Raw genomic sequence first — 26,783 nt, 5'->3', positions numbered from 1 at the left:
CGTATTGTGGCGGTAACCGCCTGTCCGACCGGCGTGGCGCACACCTTTATGGCGGCGGAAGCTATCGACACCGAAGCGAAAAAACGCGGCTGGTGGGTGAAGGTGGAGACCCGTGGTTCCGTGGGTGCCGGTAACGCAATTACCGCAGAAGAAGTGGCGGCGGCGGATCTGGTGATCGTCGCGGCCGATATTGAGGTGGACCTGGCGAAATTCGCCGGTAAGCCGATGTACCGTACGTCTACCGGCCTGGCGCTGAAGAAAACCGCGCAGGAGCTGGATAAAGCGGTGGCGGAAGCCAAACCTTACCAGCCTGCGGGTGGCCAGCAGGCCGCCGCAGGTGATGATAAGAAAGAGAAGGCCGGTGCCTACCGTCACCTGCTGACCGGCGTGTCTTACATGCTGCCGATGGTGGTGGCAGGGGGCCTGAGCATCGCGCTGTCGTTCGCCTTTGGTATCACCGCCTTTAAAGAGCAGGGTACGCTGGCCGCCGCGTTAATGCAGATCGGTGGCGGCAGCGCCTTCGCGCTGATGGTCCCGGTGCTGGCGGGCTTTATCGCCTTCTCGATCGCCGACCGTCCGGGTCTGACCCCAGGCCTGATTGGCGGCATGATCGCCACCAGCATCAACGCCGGCTTCCTTGGCGGCATTATCGCCGGCTTTATCGCCGGTTATGCGGCGAAGTTCTTAAGCCAGAAGGTCAAACTGCCGACCAGTATGGAAGCGCTGAAGCCGATCCTGATCATCCCGCTGGTCGCCAGCCTGATTACCGGCCTGCTGATGATTTACGTGGTGGGTAAACCGGTGGCGGGCATTATGGCCGGCCTGACCAGCTGGCTGGCGAACATGGGTACCGCCAACGCGGTGCTGCTGGGCGCGGTGCTGGGCGGCATGATGTGTACCGATATGGGTGGCCCGGTGAACAAAGTGGCTTACGCCTTCGGCGTCGGCCTGCTGAGCTCGCAGACCTATGCGCCGATGGCGGCGATTATGGCGGCCGGTATGGTGCCACCGCTGGCGATGGGTGTGGCAACGCTGGTTGCGCGCCGTAAGTTCAACAAGGGTCAGCAGGAGGGCGGCAAAGCGGCGCTGGTTCTCGGCCTGTGCTTTATCTCTGAAGGCGCGATTCCGTTCGCCGCCCGTGACCCGATGCGCGTGCTGCCCTGCTGCATCGTCGGCGGTGCGCTGACCGGTGCGCTCTCCATGTGGATTGGCGCCAAACTGATGGCACCGCACGGTGGCCTGTTCGTGCTGCTGATCCCGGGCGCGATTACGCCGGTGGTTGGCTACCTGCTCTCTATCGTTGCCGGTACGCTGGTGGCGGGCCTGACTTACGCGGTGCTGAAGCGCCCGGAAGCGGAGCTGGCAAAAGCCTGATTCACCGAGTAATACAAACCAGCCCCTGCCTGCGCAGGGGCTTTTTTTTGCCTCTTATCCGGACCCGCTCGTAAAACTAAAAATATAAACTGTGGTTTATATAAAGTGCTAGACTCAACGTGCACAGTAAAGGAATTTGGCGGTGGAGAAATGGATTGTCGATACCACAGAACGTTTTGACCGGTGGCTGAGAAGTCAGGATGAAGCCATGATTGAGGACGTGCTTTCCAGCCTGCAGACGCTTGAGCTGTTTGGACCCAGACTGGGACGGCCAGATGTTGATCAGATTAAAGGCTCTGCATTCAAAAATATGAAAGAGTTGCGTGTTCAGAGTAACGGGCGCCCTGTAAGGGCATTCTTTGCTTTTGACCCCCTGAGAATGGCTATTGTGCTGTGTGCGGGGGATAAAACCGGTCAGAAGAGTAAGCGATTTTACAGCGAGATGATAAAAATCGCTGATGCAGAATACACGAAGCATCTGGAAGGAATAAGCACATGACCAAACTGAGCCAACTGATTGCCGAGCGCTCTGCGGAGTCTCAACAGCGTATTCGCGAGAAAACGGAAGCAAAAATTCTTGAGATCCGTTTGCGGCAGTTACGTGAAGAACAGCATCTTTCACAGAGTGAACTGGCCGCTAAAATGGGCGTCAGCCAGCCAGCCATTACGGCGATTGAGTCTCGAGGCGAGGAAATTAAGCTGGCGACTTTAAAAAAGTACGTTGAGGCACTGGGCGGAAAGGTCAGTCTGAACATTGAGATGCCTGGCGGAAGCGGGCGCATTTATCCGGTTTAAATCGGTGCAGATAAGCACCTGTCCGCATCCTTCCTGAGCCCACATTATCGTGGGCTCTTACAACACGCGGTGTTAAGCCCGCTTCGCAAACCTGATGCTGGCTTAATCTGTCATCCGCGATTGCGCGACTATGACGACACCTGCTCCGACTTAAGCCACGCAATTTCATCGATCCAGATATCCGGATTGATGGTTTCCAGAATCATCGGGATACCGTCGAAGCGCGGGTCTTTCATCAGCCAGCTGAAGGCGGCCTTGCCGATATTGCCCTCGCCGAGGCTGTGGTGGCGGTCAACCCGGCTGTTAAAGGCGCTTTTGGCATCGTTCAGGTGCATGCCGCGCAGGTACTGAAAACCCACCACCCGTTCAAATTCGGCAAAGGTGTTCTCACACTCCTCTTCACTGCGCAGATCGTAGCCGCCGGCAAAGGCGTGGCAGGTGTCAATGCAGACGCCGACGCGGGATTTATCCTCCACGCCGTCGATGATTGCCGCCAGGTGCTCGAAGCGGAACCCCAGATTGCTGCCCTGACCGGCGGTATTTTCAATCACGGCGGTCACGCCCTCGGTTTTATCCAGCACGATATTCAGCGACTCGGCGATGCGCTTTAAGCAGGCTTCTTCGCTAATCTGCTGCAGATGGCTGCCCGGATGGAAGTTGAGCAGGCTCAGCCCCAGCTGCTGGCAGCGGGTCATCTCATCGAGAAACGCCTCGCGGGATTTTTCCAGCGCCTCCTCAACCGGGTGGCCGAGGTTAATCAGGTAGCTGTCGTGGGGCAGGATCTGCGCCGGGGTAAAACGGTACTGCTCACACGCCTGTTTAAAGGCGGTAATCACCTCATCCGTCAGCGGCGCGGCGCGCCACTGGCGCTGATTCTTGGTAAACAGCGCGAAGGCAGTGGCTTCGATTTCTGCCGCGCGTTTCACCGCCTGGTCCACGCCGCCAGCGGCGCTAACGTGGGCACCGATAAATTTCATGCCTTACTCCTGTTAATGACTCGATTTTACTGCCGGTTATGATAACTGCAAACGTGCGGTGAACGCAGGTTTTGATGAAAATGGCCTTCACAGATGCCGTATAAAGCCCACCTGCCGGTGTAAGCTGTCAGTGAAGTTGCTCCACAGGCAGTTTAAGAGCCGCGTATTTGCTTAAAAGAATCACGGGTTATATATTGGAAATCTACCACTATAAGTATTAATCAGCCGACGCAGCGATCGGCATTAAGTGCCATTTTTGAAGCAAGAGTCAGAAGGGGAAGGATTATGCACATTACGCTACGCCAGCTGGAAGTCTTCGCCGAAGTGTTAAAAAGCGGCTCCACCACCCAGGCCTCGCAGGTGCTGTCGCTGTCGCAGTCGGCGGTCAGCGCCGCGCTGGCCGATCTGGAGGGGCAGCTTAGCGTACAGCTGTTTGACCGGGTCGGGAAGCGGCTGGTGGTGAACGAGCACGGGCGACTGCTCTATCCACGCGCCGTCGGGCTGCTGGAGCAGGCCCAGGAGATCCAGCAGCTGTTCCGCGACGATAACGGCGCGCTGCGCATTGCCGCCAGCAGCACTATCGGCAACTACCTGCTGCCGGGAATGATCGCCGGCTACCGCCGCGACTACCCGACGCTGCCGCTGGAGCTGAGCGTCGGCAACAGCCAGGACGTGATCACCGCGGTGGCCGATTTTCAGGCCGATATCGGCCTGATCGAAGGGCCCTGCCATATGGCTGAACTGGTGACCGAGCCCTGGCTGGAGGATGATCTGGTGGTGTTTACCGCGCCCGGCGCGGCGATCCTCAGCCAGCCGGTGACGCTGGCCAGCCTGGCTGAAGCGCCGTGGATCCTGCGCGAACACGGCTCCGGCACGCGGGAGATCGTCGATTATCTGCTGCTGTCGCACCTGCCGAGCTTTGAGCTGGCGCTGGAACTGGGTAACTCAGAGGCGATCAAGCACGCGGTGCGCCACGGGATGGGCGTCAGCTGCCTGTCACGCCGGGTGATCGCCGAGCAGCTGGAGATTGGCACGCTGGTGGAACTGCCGCTGCCGTCGCCACTGCCGAAGCTGAAACGCACCCTGTACCGCATTCATCACCGGCAGAAGCACCTGTCGAAGGCGCTGGAACGTTTCCTTAGTTACTGTAAAGAGTAGGCCCTGGCGGACGTAACCGGCCTTAGCCTGGCGGCCAGCGCGCTTGCGAAAACTGCCATAACTAATAATTATGGCAAAATTATGAACCTAACTTATAACCGAGGGTAATCACTATACGCGCTGCGGCAGGTTGCTATAATCGCGCCTCATTTTTGACACAGACAGCGGTAACACATGGATCATGACACAAAAACAACACAACAACCTGGCTTAAGGCGCGTACTTAAAGCCCGCCACTTAACGATGATCGCCATTGGCGGTTCGATCGGTACCGGTCTGTTTGTCGCCTCCGGCGCCACGATTTCTCAGGCGGGGCCGGGCGGTGCGCTGCTCTCCTACGCGCTGATCGGCCTGATGGTCTACTTCCTGATGACCAGCCTCGGCGAACTCGCCGCCTTTATGCCGGTTTCCGGCTCGTTCTCCACCTACGGTTCAAAGTACGTTGAAGAGGGCTTCGGCTTCGCGCTGGGCTGGAACTACTGGTACAACTGGGCGGTGACCATCGCCGTTGACCTCGTCGCCGCACAGCTGGTGATGAACTGGTGGTTCCCGGACACCCCGGGCTGGATCTGGAGCGCGCTGTTCCTCGGCCTGATCTTCCTGCTTAACTACATCTCGGTGAAGGGCTTCGGCGAAGCGGAGTACTGGTTCTCGCTGATTAAAGTGGTGACGGTGATTATCTTTATTGTCGTTGGCATGGCGATGATCGTCGGCATTCTGCACGGGGCTGAAAATGCCGGCTGGCACAACTGGCAGACCGGCGACGCGCCGTTCGCCGGCGGCTTTGCGGCGATGATTGGCGTGGCGATGATCGTTGGCTTCTCGTTCCAGGGTACCGAGCTGATCGGCATTGCGGCCGGTGAGTCAGAAGACCCGGCGAAAAATATTCCGCGCGCGGTGCGTCAGGTATTCTGGCGCATCCTGCTGTTCTACGTGTTTGCCATTCTGGTGATCAGCCTGATTATCCCGTACACCGACCCGAGCCTGCTGCGCAACGACGTGAAAGACATCAGCGTCAGCCCGTTCACGCTGGTGTTCCAGCACGCCGGCCTGCTGTCGGCGGCGGCGGTGATGAACGCGGTGATCCTGACGGCGGTGCTGTCGGCGGGGAACTCCGGCATGTACGCCTCCACGCGGATGCTCTATACCCTGGCCTGTGAAGGCAAAGCGCCGCGCATGTTTGCCCGACTGTCGAAGGGCGGCGTGCCGCGCAACGCGCTGTATGCCACTACCGTGGTCGCCGGGCTGTGCTTCCTCTCTTCGATGTTTGGCAACCAGACCGTCTACCTGTGGCTGCTGAACACCTCGGGGATGACCGGCTTTATCGCCTGGCTGGGGATCGCCATCAGCCACTACCGCTTCCGTAAAGGCTATATGGCGCAGGGCCGGGATCTGGCCGACCTGCCGTACCGCTCCGGCTTCTTCCCGCTCGGGCCGATCTTCGCCTTTGTCCTGTGCCTGATGATTACCCTCGGCCAGAACTATCAGGCGTTCCTCGCCGATACCATCGACTGGGGCGGGGTGGCGGCGACCTATATTGGCCTGCCGCTGTTCCTGGCGATCTGGCTGGGTTACCGCTGGACGCACAAAACCCGCGTGGTGAAGTACCGGGAAATGGAGTTCCCCACCTTCAGGAAGTAAGCGGAAATAACCTGCCGGGCGCGATTATTCGCGCCCTTTTTTTGTTAACCGCCGTTACGAATATCATTGATAACTATTCTTGTTTTCGTTACTTTTACCGCCGTAATGCTGGCGTAGCCGCCTCACCAGAGAAACAGGGTCTTAAGATGAGTGTAAGCGTTGATTCGGCGCAGTCCGCCGACCAAACCCCGCCCGACGGCGCGATGGGCCGTTATCACCAGGTGCTGCGGCACCGGCTGCTGATTATGGGCGGGCTGCTGCTGCTGATCCTCGCTTCGCTGCTGCTCGACTTTACCCTTGGCCCGTCCGGGCTGTCGCTGGCCACCCTGTGGCAGACGCTGATCTCGCCGGAGTCGGTGGATGCCGGTACCCGGGTGATCGTCTGGGATATCCGCCTGCCGTATGCGCTGATGGCGGTGGTGGTGGGGCTGGGGCTGGGCCTCGCCGGTGCCGAAATGCAGACCATCCTCAATAACCCGCTGGCCAGCCCGTTTACCCTCGGCGTCTCCTCTGCCGCCGCCTTCGGCGCCGCGCTGGCGATCGTGCTGGGCATCGGCATTCCCGGCATTCCCGACCAGTGGTTTATCTCCGCTAACGCCTTTGTGTTTGCGCTGCTGGCCGCGCTGATGCTGGACGCGGTCACCCGCTGGACCCAGGTCTCCACCTCCGGGGTGGTGCTGTTTGGCATCGCGCTGGTGTTCACCTTTAACGCGCTGGTGTCGATGATGCAGTTTATCGCCAGCGAAGATACCCTGCAGGGGCTGGTGTTCTGGACCATGGGCAGCCTGGCGCGCTCATCATGGGACAAGCTGGCGGTGCTGAGCATTGCGCTGCTGATCCTGGTACCTATCTCGATGATGAGCGCCTGGAAACTGACCGCGCTGCGGCTGGGGGAGGATCGCGCGGTGAGCTTTGGCATCGACGTGCGTCGTCTGCGCCTCGGCACCCTGCTGCGCATCAGTATTATCTCCGCGCTGGCGGTGGCCTTTGTCGGGCCAATCGGCTTTATCGGCCTGGTTGCGCCGCACATCGCGCGCATGGTGTTCGGTGAAGATCACCGCTTCTACCTGCCGGCCAGCGCGCTGACCGGGGCGCTGGTGCTGTCGCTGGCCTCTGTGGCGTCGAAAAACATCCTGCCAGGGGTGATCATTCCGGTGGGTATCGTGACCTCGCTGGTCGGCGTGCCGTTCTTCCTGAGTATTATTCTGCGCCATCGGGGGAATATCTGATGCAGGGACTGAAAATCAGCGGCTTCAGCGCCGGTTATCCAAAACGTCAGGTGATTACCGACCTGAACATTCCGCTGCTGCCGCGCGGTAAAATCACCGTGCTGCTGGGGCCGAACGGCTGCGGCAAGTCGACGCTGCTGCGCTCGCTGGCCGGGCTGAATAAGGCCAGAGGTGAGCTGTGGCTGAACGGTGACGAGCTGATGAGCCTGCCGTTTGCCCGCCGCGCATCAAGGGTGGTCTACCTGCCGCAGTCGCTGCCGGCCGGGGTACACCTGCACGTGCTGGAGTCGATTATCGTGGCGCAGCGCGCCTCCGGCGGACGCAGCACCGCCGCCAGCGAAGCCGAGGTGATGGCGCTGCTGGAACAGCTGGGCATCGCCCACCTGGCGATGAGCTTCCTCGATCAGCTCTCCGGCGGGCAGAAGCAGCTGGTGGGGCTGGCGCAGTCGCTGATCCGCCGCCCGGAGCTGCTGCTGCTCGATGAGCCGCTCAGCGCCCTCGACCTTAACTACCAGTTCCACGTGATGGACCTGGTGGCGCGCGAGACCCGCCAGCGCAATATCGTGACCGTGGTGGTGGTGCATGACATCAACATCGCGCTGCGCCACAGCGAACACGTGCTGATGCTGCAGAACGGCAGGCTGATTGCCGACGGTGCGCCGGAGGAGGTGATCACCCCGGAGAGCCTGGCGAAAGTCTACGGCGTGCGCGGCCGCATTGAGCGCTGTTCGCACGGTACGCCGCAGGTGCTGATTGATGGCCTGGTGGGGGATGTGGCCTGAGCCGGCATCGGGCGCGTTAAAGGATGGCCGGCAGGCCAGGTCCCGGACGGCCCGGCCAGTTAACGTCTGTCAGGTTTTGCGGCCCGGGGGGCTGAAGTCTGTCGGGATTAACGGACTGGCGCTGGCCTGTTCAGCAAAAAAGGGGCAGCCTGCACAGGCTGCCCCTTTTTACATTGCCGCCACGGGCAAAGGCTACACCAGCAGATGTTTCGCGTGGAAGCGCAGGTGATCTTCCACAAAGCTGGCGATAAAGAAGTAGCTGTGATCGTAGCCGGGCTGGATGCGCAGCGTCAGCGGATAGCCGCGATCGCGGGCGAAGGCGGCCAGACGCTCCGGCCGCAGCTGGTCGGCGAGGAACTGGTCGCTGTCGCCCTGGTCGATCAGCATCGGCAGCTGGTCGCTGGTCTGGCTCAGCAGCCAGCAGCTGTCGTACTCTTTCCACGCCTGACGATCGTCCCCAAGATAGTGGCGGAAGGCCTTCTGGCCCCACGGAACCTCCAGCGGATTGACGATCGGAGCAAAGGCGGAGACCGAGCTGAACTTGCCCGGATTACGCAGCGCAAGGGTCAGCGCGCCGTGGCCCCCCATCGAATGCCCCATGATCGCCTGACGATCGCTGACCTTAAAGCGGTCCGCAATCAGCGCCGGCAGTTCGTCGTTAATGTAGTCATACATACGGAAGTGCGCCGACCAGGGGGCCTGGGTGGCGTTGAGGTAGAACCCCGCGCCCTGGCCAAGATCGTACCCTTCATCATTCGCCACGCCTTCGCCGCGCGGGCTGGTATCCGGCATCACCAGCACCAGGCCAAGCTCGGCGGCGACCCGCTGTGCGCCGGACTTAACGCTGAAGTTCTCATCGGTGCAGGTCAGCCCGGCGAGGAACCAGACCACCGGCGGCGGAATATCGTCCTTCGGCTCCGGCAGAAAGATGCTGAAGGTCATCGGGCAGTTCAGCACCGCCGACTGATGGCGGTAGCGCTGCTGCCAGCCGCCGTGCATGCGGTGTTCTTCGAGTAGTTCCATATTATCAGCCACTTTTCCTCCTTTTGCCGTCACAGAAGGCGTTGTCTCTGCGTTGGCTGCGCTCGGCCACCCCGGTCACATAGTTGTCTATGCTCCCGGGGATGTCCTCACTTGCCGCCTTGATACAACACCTTCTGTTTAGGCAAAATTTCTAATCATTTATCGAAATGAATCACCGTACGGATCGATTTGCCTTCGTGCATCAGATCGAACGCTTCGTTGATCTGCTCCAGCGGCAGGGTGTGGGTGATAAAGTCGTTAAGCTGGAAGTCGCCGTCCATATAGCGCTGGACGATGCCCGGCAGCTCGGTACGGCCCTTCACGCCGCCGAAGGCGGAACCGCGCCATACGCGGCCGGTGACCAGCTGGAACGGACGGGTGGCGATCTCTTCACCGGCACCGGCAACGCCGATAATCACCGATTCGCCCCAGCCCTTGTGGCAGCACTCCAGCGCCGCACGCATCACGTTAACGTTACCGATGCACTCGAAGGAGAAGTCAACGCCGCCGTCGGTCATCTCAACGATCACCTCCTGGATTGGCTTATCGAAATCTTTCGGGTTGATCAGGTCGGTCGCACCCAGCTTACGCGCCAGGTCAAACTTACTGGTGTTCAGATCGATGCCGATGATCCGGCCGGCCTTCGCCATTTTCGCGCCGATAATCGCCGACAGGCCGATACCGCCGAGGCCGAAGATTGCCACGGTATCGCCTTCTTTCACTTTGGCGGTGTTCAGCACCGCGCCCATACCGGTGGTGACGCCACAGCCGAGCAGGCACACTTCTTCCAGCGGCGCTTCTTTGCTGATTTTCGCCAGCGAGATCTCCGGTACCACGGTGTACTCAGAGAAGGTGGAGGTGCCCATATAGTGGAAGATCGGCTGGCCGTCTTTAAAGAAGCGGGTGGTGCCGTCCGGCATCAGGCCCTTGCCCTGGGTGGTACGGATCGCCTGGCACAGGTTGGTTTTACCGGACAGGCAGAACTTACACTGGCGACACTCCGGGGTGTACAGCGGGATCACGTGATCGCCCACCGCCACGCTGGTGACGCCTTCGCCGACCGCTTCAACAATACCGCCGCCCTCGTGGCCGAGTACCGCCGGGAACACGCCCTCCGGATCTTTGCCGGAGAGGGTGTAGGCGTCGGTATGGCAGACGCCGGTGGCGGTGATGCGCACCAGCACTTCGCCCTTCTGCGGTGGCATCAGATCCAGTTCTTCAATCTTCAGGGGTTCGCCGGCTGCCCAGGCAACGGCCGCACGCGTTTTAATCATCTGCATTTCTTGCTCCTGTGGTCGCCTCACGCCGGGGTGCGGTCGTGGGCGGTGGGGTATAGATTCAGTCTGGCTATCGGAAAAAATCCATTAAGCGCTCGACTTCTCATCAAACTGCTCAATAATCAGGTACTTTAGCGCTTTCACATTGGGGGTGAAGGCATCACGCCGCCACACCAGCCAGGTGGCGGTATCGCGCAGCTCCGCCGGTAACGGGTGCTGACGCACCCGCTGGTGGCCGGGCAGCAGCGCCAGCACCGACGCCGGCAGCATCGCCAGCCCGGCACCGCTGGCGACGCAGGCCAGCATCGCGTGGTAAGAGGAGATCTCCATGACCGCGCCGTGTTGCACACCGGCTTCGCGATACCAGTTTTCAAAACGGCTGCGATAGGAACAGCTGTTGCGAAAGGTAAACAGCGTTGCGGCGGCGGCGTCGGCTGGCTGGCCGATCGGCGGATGATCCAGGCTGCTGATCAACAGCATCTGCTCAGGAAACGCCACGCAGCTGTTGAGGTCGTCGCCGCTAACCGGGCCATCGGCCAGCGCCGCGGCCAGCGTACCGGCGCGCACCCGATCGATAATCTCGCCGGAGGTGCCGGTGGTCAGCGCCAGCGTCACCGCCGGATAGCGCTGGTGAAAGGCGGCCAGCAGCTCCGGCAGGCGGCTGGCGGCGGTGCTCTCCATCGAGCCGAGGGCAAAATGACCGGCCGGTTCGCCGCTGTGGGTCATCGCCAGCGCCTCTTCGCTCAGCGCCAGAATGCGCTGCGCATAACAGAGAAAATTATGGCCGACCGGTGACAGCCGCAGCCGCTGCTTTTCGCGGATAAACAGATCGCTGCCCAGCTCCTCTTCCAGCTGGCGCAGGCGTGTGGTGAGGTTCGACGGCACGCGGTTCAGCTGCTCCGCGGCGCGTACCACCGAGCCGCTTTCCGCTACCGCGCAGAACATTTTTAGCTGGGTCAGATCCATGTATTCTCTATTTGTAAGTAACTTGTTTTTAATTATTCACTTTTCGTGAGTATATCCGGCGGATACGCTACAGGCAACCGTTAAAAGAGTAAGGAACATCATCATGGCTGTACGCGTGGCGCTAAGCGCCTTTCTGGCGCTGGTGGTAGCAATGGGCATCGGCCGCTTTGCCTTTACCCCGCAGGTCCCTTTAATGATAGCTGAACATCAGCTGACGCTGACCAGCGCCGCGGTGGTGGCGGCGCTTAACTATCTTGGCTACCTGTGCGGTTCATTTGACGCTATGCGCGCCCGGCGGCAGGTGGAGTGGCGGCTGCAGGCCGGCGTGTGGGGCGGGGTGGCACTGACGCTGCTCTCAGGTGCGGTGGAAGGGCCGTGGCTGCACGGACTGCTGCGCTTTGTTATCGGCTGGGCCAGCGGCTGGGCGATGGTGCTGGTGGCGGCGTGGAGCAATGAGGTGTTGCACCGTTACCAGCGCCCTGGGCTCAGCGCCCTGGTGTTTGCCGGGCCGGGTACCGGCATTTTCCTCAGCGGCCTGCTGGCGGTTTGGCTGCACGGTAAGGCAGCCAGCGCGGCCTGGGCCTGGCTGGCCTATGGGGTGCTGGCGCTGCTGCTGGTGGTGAGCATCGCCCGTTCGTTGCCCCGGCGCGGCGATCTGCACCGGCCGCAGAGCGTGCCGGAGCCGCTGGTGCTGACGCCGGGGCTGAAGCGGCTGGTGCTGAGCTACAGCCTGGCGGGCTTCGGCTATATTCTGCCGGCCACCTTTCTGTCGCAGATGGCCAGCGAACGCTTTCCTGGCATCGTCTCTCAGTTTGTCTGGCCGGTGTTTGGCGGCGCAGCGGTGCTGGGGATCCTGCTCGGCATTCTTACCCGCCGCGTGGGGCAGAGCAACCGGCGGCTGGCGGTGATCCTCTGGCTGCAGGGGGCGGGGGTGCTGGCCAGCGACCGGCTGCCGGGTCTGGCCGGGCTGCTGGTGGGGGCGCTGCTGGTGGGCGGCGGCTTCCTCTGCGTGGTGCAGCTCTCGCTGCAGTATGGCCGTGAACTGGCGCCGGAGCACAGCCGCTATATGGCCGGCCTGCTGACCACCGGCTATGCCATCGGCCAGCTCGCCGGGCCGCTGCTGTCGGCGATCGCTACCGCGTTGACCGGGCAGCTGGCTCCGGCGCTGTACGTGGCCGCCGCCGCACTGCTGCTGGCAGGTATACTGGTCTGGCGGCGCGCTGGCGGCGTCAGTTGACACTGTTTTATCACTGACAGGGTTGATTCACTGGATTACGCGGCCAATGTGTACCAGAATACCGCCTCAGAATTCCCGGCCGGGCGCGCGATGCCCGGCTTTTACCTGCCGGAGAAGAAAAGCACATGGCGACGTTGAGTCAGGAAGCCACACTTGTTCACGAGGCGCTGCTCGCCCGTGGTCTGGAAACCCCGTTACGTGCGCCAGCACGTGAAATGGATGATGAAACCCGCCGCGGGCTGATCGCCGGCCATATGACCGAGATTATGCAGCTGCTGAACCTCGATCTGACCGATGACAGCCTGATGGAAACGCCGAAACGTATCGCAAAAATGTACGTTAACGAGGTGTTTTCCGGCCTGGACTACGCCAACTTCCCGAAAATCACCCTGATCGAAAACAAGATGAAGGTTGATGAGATGGTGACGGTGCGCGACATTACGCTGACCAGCACCTGCGAGCACCACTTTGTGATTATCGACGGTAAGGCCACGGTGGCCTATATCCCGAAAGACAAGGTGATTGGCCTGTCGAAGATTAACCGCATCGTGCAGTTCTTCTCCTCGCGCCCGCAGGTGCAGGAGCGTCTGACCCAGCAGATCCTGCTGGCGCTGCAGACCCTGCTCGGCACCAACAACGTCGCCGTTTCTATTGACGCGGTGCACTACTGCGTGAAGGCGCGCGGCATCCGCGATGCCACCAGCGCCACGACCACTACCTCGCTGGGCGGCCTGTTTAAGTCCAGCCAGAACACCCGTCAGGAGTTCCTGCGCGCGGTGCGCCACAGCTAATTAGCCTTACCCGGCGGGGCGCCCGGAGCGCTCCGCCTGACGGAACCTCCATCATGCCCCGCATCGTAACCCTCGACTTTATCCGTGGCATTGCCATCCTTGGCATTCTGCTGATGAACATTATCGCCTTTGCGCTGCCGAAAGCCGCTTACGTCAATCCGGCCTGGCAGGGGATGCCCACCGTCGGTGAGTTTCTGGTCTGGGCGGCGCAGGATCTGCTGGCGCAGGCCAAATTTCTCACCCTGTTTGCCATGCTGTTCGGTGCCGGCCTGCAGCTGCTGCTGCCGCGTGGCGGGCGCTGGCTGCAGTCACGCCTTATCTGGCTGTGCGTGTTGGGTCTGCTGCACGGGCTGCTGCTGTGGGAGGGGGATATTCTGCTGGCCTACGGGCTGACCGGCCTGCTGGTGTGGCGGATGATCCGCGATGTGGCGACGCCTCGTCAGCTGATTAACACCGGCCTGCTGCTGTATCTGGTTGGCAGCGGAGTGCTGGTGGTGCTGGGTATGGGGGCCGGTTCACAGCCGGGTAGCGGCTGGCTGCCGGGGGCGGCAGCGGTTCAGTACGAAACCTTCTGGCGCACCCACGGCGGCAGCGAGGCGCTGCTGAACCGGCTGGATATGGTCGGTGATGCGCTGATCGCGCTGGCGGTACAGTACGTCTGGCAGCTGGCGGGATTGATGATGATCGGCGCTGCGCTGATGCGTAACGGCTGGTTGCAGGGGCACTTCGACACGGCCCACTACCGCCGCACCGGATGGCGACTGGTGGCGGCCGGGATGGCGATTGAGCTGCCGTCAATCGTACTGCAGTACCTGACCGGCTGGGATTTCCGCTGGAGCGGTTTTTTCCTGCAGGTGCCGCGTGAGATCGGCGCCCCGCTGCAGTCGCTGGGCTACGCCGCGCTGTGCTTCGGCTACTGGCCGGCCCTGCCGGAGCGTTTAACCGCGGCGGTTAGCCGGGTAGGCCGCATGGCGCTCTCCAGCTACCTGCTGCAGACGCTGATTTGTACCACGCTGTTTAACAGTCTGGGGTGGTTTAACCAGTTCAGCCGCGCGCAGCTGCTGCTGATGGTGCCGGCAATCTGGGCAGTCAATCTGCTGTTCTCGTGGCTGTGGCTCAAGCGGTTCAGACAGGGGCCGCTGGAGTGGCTGTGGCGTTGGCTGACGCAGCGCTGCGGCGGCAGCGTCCGCTGAGGCGATCAAACGGCGGGAAGAGGGCTAGGTGAAGTATTCTCCCAGCAGGCTGCGTGCCCGGATGCACACGCGTTGCCGCCGGGAGTCGGTGGTCTGGCCGCCAAGAAGGGTCAGCGTGGCGATCAGGCTGAGCCGGGTCACCGGCTGCCCGGCTTTGATGATGGTCGTTACCGCCGCGCCCATCACGGCGCGGAGTTCATCTGTTTCGCTTAAACCTGTCGACATATTATCCCTCGCCTGGCCGCTGCGTTTTGTTGTTTAACTGAGCAATCAAATTTATTTCTCACAGGCAGGACAAAAGCCGCCGGAGTTTGCGTGTATTCCATCATGCACAGAAAAGAACAATAAAGAACAGTAAATAGCATAATTATTTATCACAGGGGTTTGTACAGCTGAAAACATATCTGTACAATTCATTTTTAACTGTATAATTTGGCGCTGGTTTTTTAGCTGTCACGGGTGTAAATAATTTCATCCGCTGCAAAGGTGATTTAGAAGAGCACTGATTATCATTTCTGATAACTTTCATTCTTTCTGACCGTTATCTTCGAAATATCGTTTTTATCGGCAATCAGTTTGCAACCACTCCTTTTTTTTGACGGGAGTGAATAGGAGGTGGTGCGGGTGAAACCTCAGGGTTAATGTGGGTCAGAACAGCGTTATTGGTTGATTATTATTCAAATCTCATCATTGTGAACAGAGACACGCACCTGGCCGTACGCAACTCCTGCGGCAAAGTGTGACGCGGCGTCATTCGCCAAAAAAAAAATTTCTCAGCTTAATCACCCGGTAGCCAGCACTGCGCGACTTCCGAAATATCTTAAAATCCACCTCATTTCAGTTAGCAAAAACGATCGTTTAGGTGATTAACAGGTGTTATTTTGCCTAATCACCTCAAAACAGATCAACTTTGCAGCACTCAGGTTAATGTTTTTTACTCCTTCGCAGGGTGATGTCCGACCGTTAAAATTAATAACGCGGTTGTTAATGAGTAAAACAGAGGCGCAGGGGCTATCCCTGTTACATAACAGAGACTTTCAAGTCGTCCATTTTCATGCAAATATTTATTAACCGTTTCATTTTACGCGACTGATTTTTAATACCAGCGCCCCCGATAACCCAACCGGAGCAGCCGATGCTGACCACCATTCTTTACCGTAGTCATCTCGCTGAGCATGTGCCGGTAAAAACTCTGCCCACTCTGGTGAGTAAGGCCAGCGCGTTTAACGCGCATCACCAGGTCACCGGTATCCTGCTGTTTAACGGTACGCACTTTTTTCAGCTGCTGGAGGGGCCATACGAAGGTGTGCAGGCCGTTTACCAGCGCATTTGTGCCGATCAAAAGCACCATAATCTGGTCGAGCTGATGCGCGACTATGCCCCTCTCAGGCGCTTCGGTAACGCCGGGATGGAGCTGTTCGACCTGCGCGATTATGACAAGTCAGAGGTGCTGCAGGCGGTGCTGGATAAAGGCACCACGCGCTATCAGCTGACCTATAACGATCGCGCGCTGCAGTTCCTGCGCACCTTCGTTGAGGCGCGTGAAAAAGAGAATTATTACGAAGTGTTGCCGGGTGAATACTGGGAGTTTGTCGCCGGGCCAGCGGCCGTCCGCGACGCTGCGCCGGCCACCCATGACGCCGGCCACCCGCCGGTACTTTTTCAGCCGATCGTCGATCCGCTGGCGCGGGAGGTCAACGCCGTGGACGGTGAACTGGCGGGCGTGTGCCTGAGCGCAAATGATGCCGTGCAGTTGCCGGACGCCACCGCCGATCTGCAGCGCCTGCAGGATATTCTGGCGGCCTGGAGCGATCGCCGCGATAACAAAACCCTGCTTAACGTCAGCCTGGCCGCGCACACGCTGGCGACGGTGCCTGCGGTGGCGTCGGTGATTGCCCGTCAGGTCAGGGAGGCCGGGCTGGTGCCGGAACAGGTGGTGATCAGCCTCGATGAGAAAATGCTGCCGGCTGACGTTAGCGCGCTGATGTCCGGCGTAATCGCGTTGAAAACTGCCGGTATCAGCTTGTGTATCAACAACTTCGGTGCCGGTGCGGCGGGGCTGTCTTTGCTGACGCGCATTCAGCCGGAACGCTTAAAGATCGATGCCAGCATCATCCGTGACATCCACCGCAGCGGGCCTAAGCAGGCGGTGGTGCAGGCGATTATCCGCTGCTGCTCGGCAATGGAAATTGTCGCGGTCGCTGCCGGTATCACCCAGGCGGAAGAGTGGATGTGGCTGGAGGCGGCAGGGGTGATCAATTTCCAGGGTGAACTGTTTGCCGGGTTTGGTCCGGCCGATGCCGCGCACGTTGCCTGGCCGGAATACCGGGATGTGATTTAAACCATCACTCTTCTGCCCCCGAAAAATCAGGCCGGAGACGTCCGGCTGGAAAAATGGGTTTTTTTAGCTATATTTAATAATGCGATGAGCTGAAAAAGAGAGTATTAACAATATGTTTAATTATCACTCCTGGGGTTATTACAGGAAAGATTTACAGCCTGCGGTGCGCGTAAGATATCTGCTCAGCATCACGTATAGGAATTTTCGTAATGCGAAAAATTCTCTGATGAGTATAATTTGTTCTGACTGTGGAATTTCGATGCTGAAGTTTCAGGTTCCGCCACAAGATATCCCAGCCAGATGACTTTTTGATACAGTCTCAATTAGTGTTTAATTTTTTTTCAAAATCAACTTGATAAGACGATATTGCGATACAAACTATTATCCGTATCTTCGGTCGTCCGTCGGTTACCGTCAGCCTGTGGTGTGACCTTAACCCTGATTAATAGCGCAGTCGCAATACAAGTGAGAGCGTAGTCCAAGTCGTTACTCTGTGAAGTGCGCCTTTGCAGGGCTAACTATTCCTAAAGTCTGAGGGAGGTGCCCAGTACGGTTTATGACTGATTCCGAAAAATCGTTTCGAAGATCGGCTTTACAGAACAAGATTATCAAAGTTCTTATGGAGATGAAGCGCGGGGGAATCGCAGCAACGCAGCTGAAATCGATCATTTCCTGGCTGAAAGAACGTGAGGGCGAGAAAACGTTCGATTCAAACGTTCGCCGGTCGATATTCAGATTGAAAGAGGCAGGGCTGCTGCAGTTTACCGTCAGCAATGGTACGCCTTTCGATATCAGCCTGACCGAGCAGGGTTACCTGCAGGGGCTGAATATCTCGCAAAAGGTGACCCTGGCGCACGATGCGTTTAAATCTTCTACGCTGTGTATTTCGCTCCCCGTACGTTTGGGGACGGTGCTGGCGACGGATAAGGAGGTAAACATTGATACACACACCTATTCTGTCAGCCGGGCTGATTTTGTTATCCGCAACGATGGCAAAACCTGTCTGCAGCTGAGTAATAAGCAGGGCGAGGTCAAACTGATTGACGGCCCACCGCTGGTCATCGCCCGTTGGTATAAACAGGTGCTTGAGGCGGGGGTTGCCGGCGGTGTACAGATCAACGAAGGTAAACCGGGTTGATTAATGCCCGACCTCGCCAGTAATACAGAGAAGGCGGCTACCACGGTGTGGGTGGCCGCCGTTTTTTTATAACGCTGTTTTAATCAGATTCCGGTGATTATGCATCACCATAGCCCAGGAAACGCGTGCGTATCCGGTTTAACGGTGCAATTAACAGCGCGATCACCGGCCGGGTATCCAGCACCACATCCGCCGAGAAAGTCATTCCGTCCATGATCAGACGCGTCTGGCGATCGGCGTCGATAAAACTGGCTGGCAGGTCAATGCGTGCCAGATACCAGCTCTGCCCCTGAGGCAGCGGGAGCAGCGCAGATTTGGCGTCAATGCTCACCGGATAGAACGCCTTCAGCCGTGCGTTAACGGCACCGTACTTGTCCACTGGCCAGGCGTCAAAATGGACCCTGACTCGTTCCCCTTCACGAATGCGTCCGGCACCGGAGGAGGGAATGTAGATATAACCTTCCAGCGGGCTGTTGAGATGCTGGCGTACCACCATTACCACTTCATTCTCCTGACCGACCGCATGGCCGGGAGGAAAATTGATCGCCACCACGTAGCCGCTGGCGGGTGCCAGCATTGATAGCGTTTTGCTACCGCGGCTGGCCAGCGTGCGCTCAATCTCGCTGATACGGTTGCGTAAGCTGAGGGACTGGTTAGCCAGCTCGTTGAACTGGACCTTGTGATTATCGGCCAGCTCGCGCTGGTTGCTCTTTAACTGCAGTAAGCCGGACTCCTCCTGCTGCAGATTCAGTTCGGCGTTCAGGTAGTCGTTGTTGTGCTTGTTCAGTTCGTTATGCGCTACGTAGCCCTCATGCTGCATTTTCTGCCAGGCCTCCAGCGTGGCACGAGTATTGCTGACCAGCGCACGACTCTGGCGAATCTTAATGCGGGCGGCCGCTATCTGCCGGTCGATCAGCAGCTGCTGTTGCTGCAAATTGTCCTTCAGCTGGGTGACGGACTGCGCCAGCTCCTCAATGCGCGTCTGTGCCTCCTGCTGTTCCTGACGGTAACGCGCGGCTTCAAAAGCCGGCACCGATCCCTGCTGGCCACCATAGTCCTGCGCCACCGTAAACAACACCTGATTCTTCTCTACCCGCTGACCCAGTTTTACCGGAATATCGACAAGGGTGCCGGCCACCCGGGCGCGGATTTGTGCCTCACCGGCGCTGCTGATGACGGTGCCCCGTGCCTGGGTGGTTTCCGAAAAGGTCATGACCACTGACCAGACTAACAGGCTGACGATAAACGCCGTCAGCAACAGACCCAACCGCGATAAGCCGGGGACGTTAACCGGGTAGATGCGGGAGAAGCGCTTCGCAGAAACCTGACCCGGCGGCAGCGGTGCCTGCTGCTGATAGCGCCGTGCCAGCCAGTTGAGGAAGCTCATGCCAGCACCTCCGCTGCATCCACCGCTGCCAGTGACCCGTTTTCCAGACTGAGCAGCTGTCCCTGCTGGTAGACCCGTTCCGGCGAGTGGGTCACCAGAACCAGACCGATGCCTGAGCCCCTCAGGTTCGCCAGCACGTGCTGTGCTGTTACCTTGTCGAGGTTAGCGGTGACCTCATCGCACAGCAGCCAGTCGGGCTTTGAGTAGAGCGCCCGCGCCAGCACCAGCCGCTGTACTTCCCCGGCGGAGAAAAACGGGCTGCCGGGGACAAACGGCGTCTCATAGCCGTGGGGAAGGGCGTCGACGATGGTGTCAATTTCGGCCAGCCTGCAGGCGGATCTGACCCGGGGATGGTCGATCTCAGCGGCAAAGCTGGCGACATTCTCGGCAAGGGTGCCGGTAAACAGCGTATCGTCAGCGTGAACGATGCGAATACGCTCACGAAGTGAGCTCAGCTGCCAGTCGGTCACCGGCCGCTGGTTGATGCGGATCTCGCCGCTGCTGTGGTTGAGCATGCCGCAGATCAGGCGCAGGAAGGTGGTTTTACCCGATCCGCTGCGGCCAATGATCACCGTTTCCTGCTCGCGCTTCAGGCACAGGCTGAGATTTTTCAGCGTTGCCGCTTTTGCCGGCCAGCTAAAGCTGACGTCGTCGAACTCAATATTCGCCACCGGGCCCAGCGGAAGATCGCCGAAACGCTCTGCTTCCTGCGGATAGTGTATCAGGTCGGCCAGACGCTCCAGTGGCCCCCGCAGCGAAGATTTTTCTAACAGCTTTTGCGCGATCTGCATCACCCCATCGGCGAAGTAGCGTTTGTAGCTGAGGTAGGCAAAGAGCATGCCGAGGGTCATGCTGCCCTGCATCACCGACCAGGCGCCGTAGCCGACCACGATTAGCTGTTCGATGTTGATAACCGCCAGCGAGGTGGCGTCAAAGCGGGCCAGCAATCGCTCTTTCTTAATCAGTGCGGCTATATGCTGGCGCATCGCCACTTCCAGCACCTGGCTGAGGTTGGCCTCCATATTGTTCGCCTTTAGCGTAATGATGCCTTTTTGCGTCTCCACCAGCAGTGATTCATATTCAGCGGTTTTAAGGATTGACCGATCGACCGCCCGCTGCCATGGGCCGATTAGCATAAAACGCAGCATAAAAAACAGTGCCATTGACACCAGCGTAATCATCGCGATCTGCAGATTGTAGAACAGCATAAACACCAGGCTGCACAGTGCCATCAGCGCGGAGGAGAGCATAGCGATATAGCCGTTGCTGATAAATTCGGCGCAGGCGTGCAGCGACTTTTCCACCGCCAGAATAATGCCACTCGGCCGGGTACGGAACCATGACGGATGAGCACGAAGCAGCAGGCTACGCACGGTCTGGCTCAGGTCGTCATAGGCGAAGTTACGCATACAGATTTCCAGTATCTGTTTTAGCAGGCGGCTGGCAACGTCGAAGACAAAGACGATGGCAAACACCAGCGTCAGCAGTATCACCAGATCGTAATCGTTGCGTGCCACCGCTTCATCCACCACCAGCTGCAGATAGGAAGGCGAGATCAACATCAGCAGCAGGCAGAACAGTGAAAACAGCAGCAACGCCAGCTGTCGCCGGTGCAGGTGGCCGATCAGGCCGCTCAGTGCGCCGAGGCGCAGCGTCTGTTCCGGCTGCGCCTCCTGACGGATAAAGACCGGTCCCGGCTGCAGCTCCAGTACGTAACCGGAAAACAGCGCGGCGGCTTCCCGATGGCGATAGTGCCTGACGCCGCTGGCCGGGTCGTGAACGGTAACCTGCTTCGCGCTGAAGTGGGTAATGACCACAAAATGGTGGCCGCGCCAGAAGGCGATGGCCGGCAGGCGGATTTCTGTCAGTTCAGCAAAGGTGCCCTGCAGCACCCGTCCGGTGAAGCCGTAGCCTGTTGACCAGTTGAGCAGGTCAAACAACGAGGTACCGGCCTCTTCGGAGACGCTATGCTGACGGCGCAGCTGGCTGAGCGAGGCGTGATGGCCGTAGTGCCCCAGCAGCATTGCCAGGCAGGCGAGGCCGCATTCCGTGTACTCATGCTGGCGGATCATCGGGGTGGTCAGTTCTTTTTTATGGCTAAACAGAAACATAAAGTGGCGTGTCTTATTGAGTGAAAAAAAGGCCCGCATAGGCGGGCCTGAAACGCTATAACCGGTTAAGCGGAAACGAGGCCGGCAATTAAGCCTCCGAGAAAGCCTAACGCCCCGGTGACCGTGCCGCCCAGCGGGCCGAGGATCTTATTTCCGACGTCAAAGCATTTTCTTGCGCCGGAAAGGGCGGCACCAAAAGGATCCCAGCCGCCCACAATTTTCTCTGCCTGTTGTTCACTTACTGCTCGCATAATTAATTCCCTCTGTTATGTATCTGAAAGAGTTGCCAATTGTTAATCACTTAAAACTGCCTACCAGCGCCCCGAGGAAACCGCCAATGCCGCAGACAATACCGCCGACCAGGCCACCCAGGATCCCCATAACATCAGAGCCGGTTTCATAACCCAGCTGCGCACCCTTAATCAGCCCCTCAACGGGGTTCATAGCACCGCCCACCACGCGCTGCGCTTGCGTAAAAGAGATGACTTTCATGTATTACGTCCTTTGTTTTGTGTACTTACTGCTTAAGACCAATGCCACCTGGCATTGACCGGTTTTTTCCTGTTTCGTCACAGTGACTGACAGGAATAATCTGGTTTTCAAAAACGACGATCTTTTTGGCACCGCGTTCAGCCGGCTGAAACGACCAGCTCTCTCCCGGGGCCAGATAGATCGCCTGCTGATATTTTTTACTGCAGCCCTGAGCCGCCATGTACTTAAAGTAACTGTTGCCGGTATTGATGATTTCGCTGTCGGTTATCCGGTAGCTGAAGCGCAGGCGCGCCGGCCGGACAATCACAATTGCCGAGATGGCGATGCGGAAATCGGAACGGGTCTGCGCATTACCGGACGGTAGCGGTACCGCAGCCAGCGGGGTTTCGGTAAACGTGACCCGGTAATAACGCTCCCGATCGTCTTTCGGGCCGCTGTAATAGAGCTTGAACCCGGCCCGCTCCCCCGGCGACAGCAACAGCTTTTGCGGCGACCACATCAGGCTGCCGTCGTTAATTTCGCTCTCCGTTCCCTGCGCTTTGGGCACGCTGACCTGCACCATGCTCAGGGTGTAAATGCTGCGCCGCGGGCCGTTATTGCTGAGCGGAACAAAGCGCACCTGCTTTTCCGGATTGAGGTCAATGTTCAGATCTTCAAGCAGCAGAGCCGATGTGCGGGCCGGTAGCAGGCTGCAGGCGGCGAACAGCCAGGCTGCCGCGCGACCTATTTCCATGTGGCTTTAACCTCAATGGTGCCTTCGGCGTCAACTACGCCATCCCAGGAATCTCCTGAGAAGGTTTTGGTCGAGACTGGATCGTTCATGGTAAAGCCGAGGATCAGCGGCGCACGCCACAGGGTGTAGCCGTTGATGCCTGACGGCTGTTGCTCCCAGGACGTCGGCGAGTGACTCGGATCGGGGATAGCTATTTTTTGCCCGTTGCAGCTTTGCGGGTAGCGCTGCTGCCCCAGCCCGGCCAGCAGAAAGCCCGGTACCGGCACCGTAACGTTGCTGGCGGCCCCGACGCCGCGGAACAGGCAGTAATCCTGGCCCCGCAGGGCCTGGCTGCTGCCGGTAACGCTGACACTTATCGCCATGGCCGGCTCTTTGGCAGTGGTCAGCAGCGTAAAGGGGATGGTGACCGGTTTACTGTCGCCAATTTTGCCCTTACCGCTGCCGCCGAAGCCGTTGGGATCAAGCTTATAGTCGGGGTTATCCGGGCGGATCTCGATGCTGGGTGCAATCGGCCGGATACTTACGCCCTCGCCGGGTTTGAAACAGAAGTCGGCGCCGATGCGGCTGTAGTCCGGATTGAGGCACAGGGTGACGATATCGGTCAGATCGCTGGCCTGGCCCTGGGTGGCCACCGCCATAATAAAGTCGTTAGGGAAAAACACCTTCATCGTAGCGTTACCGCCATTTTTTGCCGCGGCGGCGATCAGCGAGTTAGCCAGCTGCTTTGCACTCCCCGATGTGGCGTTCGACAGTGAGCTCCATAGTTGCTCATCGAAGGTGTAATCAATGCTTAACCCGCGGTTATTAAACTTAGTGAGCAGCGGGTTGATGCCGCTGGCCGTCAGTTTCAGCGGACCGGCGGAGAGATCGGGCATGCTACCCTGGTAACTGATGTTCAGGATGCTGCACAGCATGCCGGGCATCACCAGCCGGGTGTAGGGCGTACACTGGTTTCTGCTGTTGGCGGTGTGCAGTGAGACTTCACCGCTGATCGGGTCAATAACAAATTCGAGCCGGCTGGCGTTGTGCAGAGTCATATCGCCGCGTTTCAGCAGCGTGTTGCTCTGCGATTTTTCCTCATAACGCCCCTTCACCGACGTATTTATGGTTGTCTTCGCCCCTGGTGGCAGCGTGGCCAGGTAGTGCAGAAAGGTATCGCTGAGGATCAGGCCGTTCGAGCTGTAGATCCCGCCCAGCACGTTGTACTTCAGTGTGATAGCAGTATCGCTAACCGCCACCGGCGGCGTTATACCGCCCGGGCAGCTGACGCAGAAACTGCCCTTGAAGCCGGTGCCGCTAAAGCCTTCAATCTGATATTTCCAGCGGGCATCTTCGTCATAGCTGGCAATACCGGCTTCTGTGACGCTGGCGGGGACATAGGTCGCCACGGTTCTGGCCGGGTTATCGCTGAGTACGGGATACTCTGCCGGGCCGGCCAACAGGGGCGTTCCGGCATTCAGGCTGTAAACGGCGATGCTGTTACCGCCGCCTCTGGCATCATTGCTGTGCACGGCGATATAAGGGAGATCAACTGCCCCGACGGCAAACGTGCTGAACGCCAGTAAACCGATCGCTCTTTTCATGATTTTCTGTTCCCTGCGGATGGATGTGTGGGCTGCAGCGCCAGCTGCTGTGGCTGACAGTGCACGTCTCCGATCCACTGCGCACCGGTTTTCGGTTTAATCTGCAGATCGATAGCGCACTGGCTCTGGTCAGAGGTTTCGATGTTCAGCACCGGGTGCTGCGTATCCACGTCAATAACGAAACGACCGTCGCTGCCGCTCTCCGCCAGGCCGAAGCGGTTCTTGATTTTACGGTTGGCCAGCGGCTGACCCTGACCATCCAGCAGACGGCCGAACACCGTAACAATCTTGCGCACCTGCGGCTGCAGATAGACCACGTTGCCCGGGTAAAGGGTCACGCTGTTTTTGGCACCGCTACTGACCTCATAGCTGTCGAGATCCTCAGCGCTGTTCATCAGCGACAGCTGATAGCGGTTGTAGGCACGCAGCGGGATATAGTTACGGTTGCCGGTCAGCGCCCTGGCAGTGCCGTCTACGTCCAGCATCAGTTTTGCATCGCCCTTCAGACCGGTATCGATCAGCACTCCGGCGTTACCCGGCTCTTTACCGGCGCCGAGATGGCTGCCGGCCAGGCCGAGAGACCCCTGACTGGTCAGCGTCGTGTTCCAGCCGCGCTGGTTGTCGGTTTGTACGCTCAGGCTGTTGCTGTTGTAAGGGGTATCGATATTGGCCAGCACACCGCCGGCCAGATCCCGGCCTACGCCACCTGAAAAGGCTTTCGACAGGTTGGCCGACATACTTTTCAGGTAGTCATTATCAAACTGGCGGCTGGCAGTCATGTTGAGGTTGGTGCCGGCATCCCGCGAGTGCGACAGGCCAACGGAGATGGCGTTGCCAATGGGAATCGCGAAGTCCAGCATCACAAAACGCTCCCGATCATGGCGCGTGGTACGGTTACGGGTCGTGTTGCTGGCCGCTCCGGCACGCATTCTGACGGTGCCATAGCGCCCGGCATAAAGAGACTGCGAGTAATCCAGCCTGCGTCGCACGTAGCCATAGACGGTATCGCGATCTTCATTAAAGGTGACGATGCCGCCGTTATAAAAGCCCACCGACGGGATATTCAGCGCCAGTCCCCAGTTGACGCCCTGCGTTTCATACAGCGCAAGGAAACGCCCTGTTGATAACTTGCTGTAGTTCAGCCAGGCGTTACCGGCGTTCCAGGGCAGCGTGACGTTGCTACCCACGTTGGTGCGCTTGCTGCCGTCACTGGAGCTCATACCCTGGGTGTTCAGTGAGAACCAGGAGAGAATTCTGGCGGAGAGCGAAAGCTCGCCAATGGCCTGGTTTTTCAACATATAAGTGGAGAGATTCCACTCAAGACGACGATAGCTCTTGCCGAGCGATACGCCGAGCAGCGACAACATTTCTTTGCGCTTGCGGTCATAGGTCGTTTTAATGTCGTCTTCATTATTAGCCCAGGAGTTATTGCGATGGTAAGCACCGCCCCAGAGCTGCCAGCGTACGTCTTCGGTGATGTCCGCTGAGAACGGCTTGTTGATGTGGAATGGGCTGCGTGACAGAACTTTTCCGCCGCTGACCACTTCGACATCCACGCTGTAGATACCGTAAGGCATCTGTGAGGTATCAATTTCATGGTTGCCGACGTCAAAGCGCTGAATGCCGATCAGCTTGCCTTCGCGGTAGATACGCGCCTCGCCGGCGGTGGCAAAGAACACGACCACCGGCGTTAATGACAGCGACTTCTCACGCTTACGTGAGCTGGCGGCATTGCCGACGGAAAAACCGTAGACTTCACCACCGTCGAGGGCAGTAATATTACCGACCGACTGCATCTTCCAGCTGTCCAGAACGCCGGCCGCATAGCGCATGCCTTTGTAGTCACGCTCCCACAGCGCGGCGTTGATGCGCCCGCCGCGATCGGATGAGAAACTGTTACCGACATACATTGCGGAGTCGACGATCAGATGATCGATACCGCGCGACAGCAGAGCGTTAGCGTTGAGGTAGCCTGAGTTACTGGTCATCCCCCGGGCGCTACGACTGCTGTAGCCGCCAAACTGGTAACTGAGCGTCGAGGACAGCCCCTGTGACGTTGGGTCATCGATATCATACTGTCGGGGTTTTATTCTGATGCCGTAGCCCTGCTGTAACACGTGCAGGATCAGCCGCATTCTGACGACGTCGAGCGTAAACCATGCCCAGGGTGTGATTGTCATCTTCATTTGCGGGTCAAACTTACGATCGCTGTCGCCGCCAAGCAGCGTCAGCAGTTCCGGGGAGAGGCGCACGTCGCTATCGTTGTTTTCAATCATTACGTTGCGCAGCCCCAGCCGATCGGCGTCGGTAAATAGCGAAGCGCGGCCGATCTGCAGATAGCAGGTATCATTACAGGGGGCGGCGGCGTCGGTGCCTGCCGGGCGATTTTCCAGTAGCACCGGGACGTCGAGCCCGCTCTTCAGCATTCCCCACAGCGCGGCTGGGAAACGATACTGGGATGCCTCGTGCGCCGGTGCAGGGTGAACTTCTGCCCGGACAAACGGAGACAGTGCAAGGAAAGGAAACAGCCAGGGGGCGAAGGTGAATTTCATTGC

At 58.9% G+C, this 26,783-nt stretch carries 24 protein-coding genes; 12 read left to right on the top strand and 12 right to left on the bottom strand.

Features of this window, described 5'->3' with window-relative positions; genetic code table 11:
- From fruA to NV64_RS15560, 3 genes are all read left to right on the top strand, one after another.
- A partial coding sequence (gene fruA, locus NV64_RS15570; protein ID WP_101506271.1) for a PTS fructose transporter subunit IIBC occupies positions 1-1,374 on the top strand: 1,374 nt, incomplete at its 5' end.
- 142 nt (positions 1,375-1,516) lie between these two features.
- Complete coding sequence (locus NV64_RS15565; protein ID WP_072166293.1) at positions 1,517-1,873, top strand: type II toxin-antitoxin system RelE/ParE family toxin; 357 nt, start codon at positions 1,517-1,519, stop codon at positions 1,871-1,873.
- Positions 1,870-2,169 carry a helix-turn-helix transcriptional regulator gene (locus NV64_RS15560; protein ID WP_056233399.1) on the top strand — a complete coding sequence of 100 codons (300 nt, stop codon included), beginning with the start codon at positions 1,870-1,872 and terminating at the stop codon, positions 2,167-2,169. Before NV64_RS15565 ends, NV64_RS15560 begins: the two co-directional genes overlap by 4 nt.
- A 128-nt stretch (positions 2,170-2,297) precedes the next feature.
- Here the strand turns inward: NV64_RS15560 and nfo are convergent, their stop codons facing one another.
- Entirely contained in the window at positions 2,298-3,146 is an 849-nt protein-coding gene (nfo, locus tag NV64_RS15555; RefSeq protein WP_056233397.1) for a deoxyribonuclease IV, read from the bottom strand.
- A 285-nt stretch (positions 3,147-3,431) separates the two neighbouring features.
- Here nfo and yieE point away from each other — a divergent pair, with 285 nt between their 5' ends.
- From yieE to NV64_RS15535, 4 genes are all read left to right on the top strand, one after another.
- Complete coding sequence (gene yieE, locus NV64_RS15550; protein ID WP_101506267.1) at positions 3,432-4,304, top strand: DNA-binding transcriptional regulator YeiE; 873 nt, start codon at positions 3,432-3,434, stop codon at positions 4,302-4,304.
- A gap of 174 nt (positions 4,305-4,478) precedes the next feature.
- Positions 4,479-5,945, top strand: coding sequence for an amino acid permease (locus NV64_RS15545; protein WP_056233393.1), 1,467 nt, complete (start codon positions 4,479-4,481; stop codon positions 5,943-5,945).
- A gap of 146 nt (positions 5,946-6,091) precedes the next feature.
- Entirely contained in the window at positions 6,092-7,174 is a 1,083-nt protein-coding gene (locus NV64_RS15540) for an iron ABC transporter permease (protein ID WP_056233391.1), read from the top strand.
- Positions 7,174-7,956 carry an ABC transporter ATP-binding protein gene (locus NV64_RS15535; RefSeq protein ID WP_056233388.1) on the top strand — a complete coding sequence of 261 codons (783 nt, stop codon included), beginning with the start codon at positions 7,174-7,176 and terminating at the stop codon, positions 7,954-7,956. Before NV64_RS15540 ends, NV64_RS15535 begins: the two co-directional genes overlap by 1 nt.
- 192 nt (positions 7,957-8,148) lie before the next feature.
- Here NV64_RS15535 and fghA read toward each other — a convergent pair whose 3' ends face one another.
- The 3 genes from fghA to NV64_RS15520 form a co-directional block, all read right to left on the bottom strand.
- On the bottom strand, positions 8,149-8,991 hold the full coding sequence (gene fghA / locus NV64_RS15530; RefSeq protein ID WP_056233387.1) for an S-formylglutathione hydrolase: 843 nt from the start codon (positions 8,989-8,991) through the stop codon (positions 8,149-8,151).
- Between the two features lie 143 nt (positions 8,992-9,134).
- Positions 9,135-10,259, bottom strand: a complete 1,125-nt coding sequence (locus NV64_RS15525; RefSeq protein WP_056233385.1) for an S-(hydroxymethyl)glutathione dehydrogenase/class III alcohol dehydrogenase — start codon at positions 10,257-10,259, stop codon at positions 9,135-9,137.
- 84 nt (positions 10,260-10,343) lie between these two features.
- On the bottom strand, positions 10,344-11,222 hold the full coding sequence (locus NV64_RS15520) for a LysR family transcriptional regulator (protein WP_056233382.1): 879 nt from the start codon (positions 11,220-11,222) through the stop codon (positions 10,344-10,346).
- Between the two features lie 103 nt (positions 11,223-11,325).
- Between NV64_RS15520 and NV64_RS15515 the strand changes: the two genes are divergently transcribed.
- From NV64_RS15515 to yeiB, 3 genes are all read left to right on the top strand, one after another.
- Positions 11,326-12,459, top strand: coding sequence for a YbfB/YjiJ family MFS transporter (locus NV64_RS15515; RefSeq protein WP_056233380.1), 1,134 nt, complete (start codon positions 11,326-11,328; stop codon positions 12,457-12,459).
- A gap of 125 nt (positions 12,460-12,584) precedes the next feature.
- Positions 12,585-13,250 carry a GTP cyclohydrolase I FolE gene (gene folE, locus NV64_RS15510; protein ID WP_056233378.1) on the top strand — a complete coding sequence of 222 codons (666 nt, stop codon included), beginning with the start codon at positions 12,585-12,587 and terminating at the stop codon, positions 13,248-13,250.
- 53 nt (positions 13,251-13,303) lie between these two features.
- On the top strand, positions 13,304-14,443 hold the full coding sequence (yeiB, locus tag NV64_RS15505; RefSeq protein WP_056233377.1) for a DUF418 domain-containing protein YeiB: 1,140 nt from the start codon (positions 13,304-13,306) through the stop codon (positions 14,441-14,443).
- A 24-nt stretch (positions 14,444-14,467) separates the two neighbouring features.
- On the opposite strand, the gene NV64_RS23210 is transcribed toward yeiB, so the two are convergent.
- Positions 14,468-14,668 carry a hypothetical protein gene (locus NV64_RS23210; protein ID WP_146005499.1) on the bottom strand — a complete coding sequence of 67 codons (201 nt, stop codon included), beginning with the start codon at positions 14,666-14,668 and terminating at the stop codon, positions 14,468-14,470.
- A 910-nt stretch (positions 14,669-15,578) separates the two neighbouring features.
- Between NV64_RS23210 and NV64_RS15500 the strand changes: the two genes are divergently transcribed.
- Both NV64_RS15500 and NV64_RS15495 read left to right on the top strand, forming a co-directional pair.
- Positions 15,579-16,784, top strand: a complete 1,206-nt coding sequence (locus NV64_RS15500) for a diguanylate phosphodiesterase (protein ID WP_056233375.1) — start codon at positions 15,579-15,581, stop codon at positions 16,782-16,784.
- Between the two features lie 556 nt (positions 16,785-17,340).
- Entirely contained in the window at positions 17,341-17,922 is a 582-nt protein-coding gene (locus tag NV64_RS15495; protein WP_146005498.1) for a hypothetical protein, read from the top strand.
- Between the two features lie 97 nt (positions 17,923-18,019).
- Here NV64_RS15495 and NV64_RS15490 read toward each other — a convergent pair whose 3' ends face one another.
- From NV64_RS15490 to NV64_RS15460, 7 genes are all read right to left on the bottom strand, one after another.
- Positions 18,020-19,309 (bottom strand): HlyD family secretion protein, encoded by a 1,290-nt coding sequence (locus NV64_RS15490; protein ID WP_056233372.1) that lies wholly within the window; start codon positions 19,307-19,309, stop codon positions 18,020-18,022.
- The gene (locus tag NV64_RS15485; RefSeq protein WP_056233488.1) at positions 19,306-21,420 is read right to left on the bottom strand and encodes a peptidase domain-containing ABC transporter; all 2,115 of its coding nucleotides are present in this window, start codon (positions 21,418-21,420) and stop codon (positions 19,306-19,308) included. Before NV64_RS15485 ends, NV64_RS15490 begins: the two co-directional genes overlap by 4 nt.
- 65 nt (positions 21,421-21,485) lie before the next feature.
- Positions 21,486-21,671, bottom strand: coding sequence for a hypothetical protein (locus tag NV64_RS15480; RefSeq protein WP_056233371.1), 186 nt, complete (start codon positions 21,669-21,671; stop codon positions 21,486-21,488).
- 46 nt (positions 21,672-21,717) lie between these two features.
- On the bottom strand, positions 21,718-21,912 hold the full coding sequence (locus NV64_RS15475; protein WP_056233370.1) for a hypothetical protein: 195 nt from the start codon (positions 21,910-21,912) through the stop codon (positions 21,718-21,720).
- Between the two features lie 25 nt (positions 21,913-21,937).
- On the bottom strand, positions 21,938-22,645 hold the full coding sequence (locus NV64_RS15470) for a fimbria/pilus periplasmic chaperone (protein WP_056233367.1): 708 nt from the start codon (positions 22,643-22,645) through the stop codon (positions 21,938-21,940).
- A complete protein-coding gene (locus NV64_RS15465) occupies positions 22,636-24,228 on the bottom strand; it encodes a hypothetical protein (protein WP_056233366.1) in 1,593 nt (530 codons plus the stop codon). Before NV64_RS15465 ends, NV64_RS15470 begins: the two co-directional genes overlap by 10 nt.
- Positions 24,225-26,780: a CS1-pili formation C-terminal domain-containing protein gene (locus tag NV64_RS15460; protein ID WP_082502290.1), complete on the bottom strand. Its 2,556-nt coding sequence runs from the start codon at positions 26,778-26,780 to the stop codon at positions 24,225-24,227. Before NV64_RS15460 ends, NV64_RS15465 begins: the two co-directional genes overlap by 4 nt.
- Between the last annotated feature and the right edge of the window lie 3 nt (positions 26,781-26,783).

Origin of the sequence: Erwinia sp. B116 (genome assembly GCF_002865965.1) — a bacterium.
GTDB lineage: Bacteria > Pseudomonadota > Gammaproteobacteria > Enterobacterales > Enterobacteriaceae > Erwinia.
This window is presented reverse-complemented; position numbering and strand designations above follow the sequence as displayed.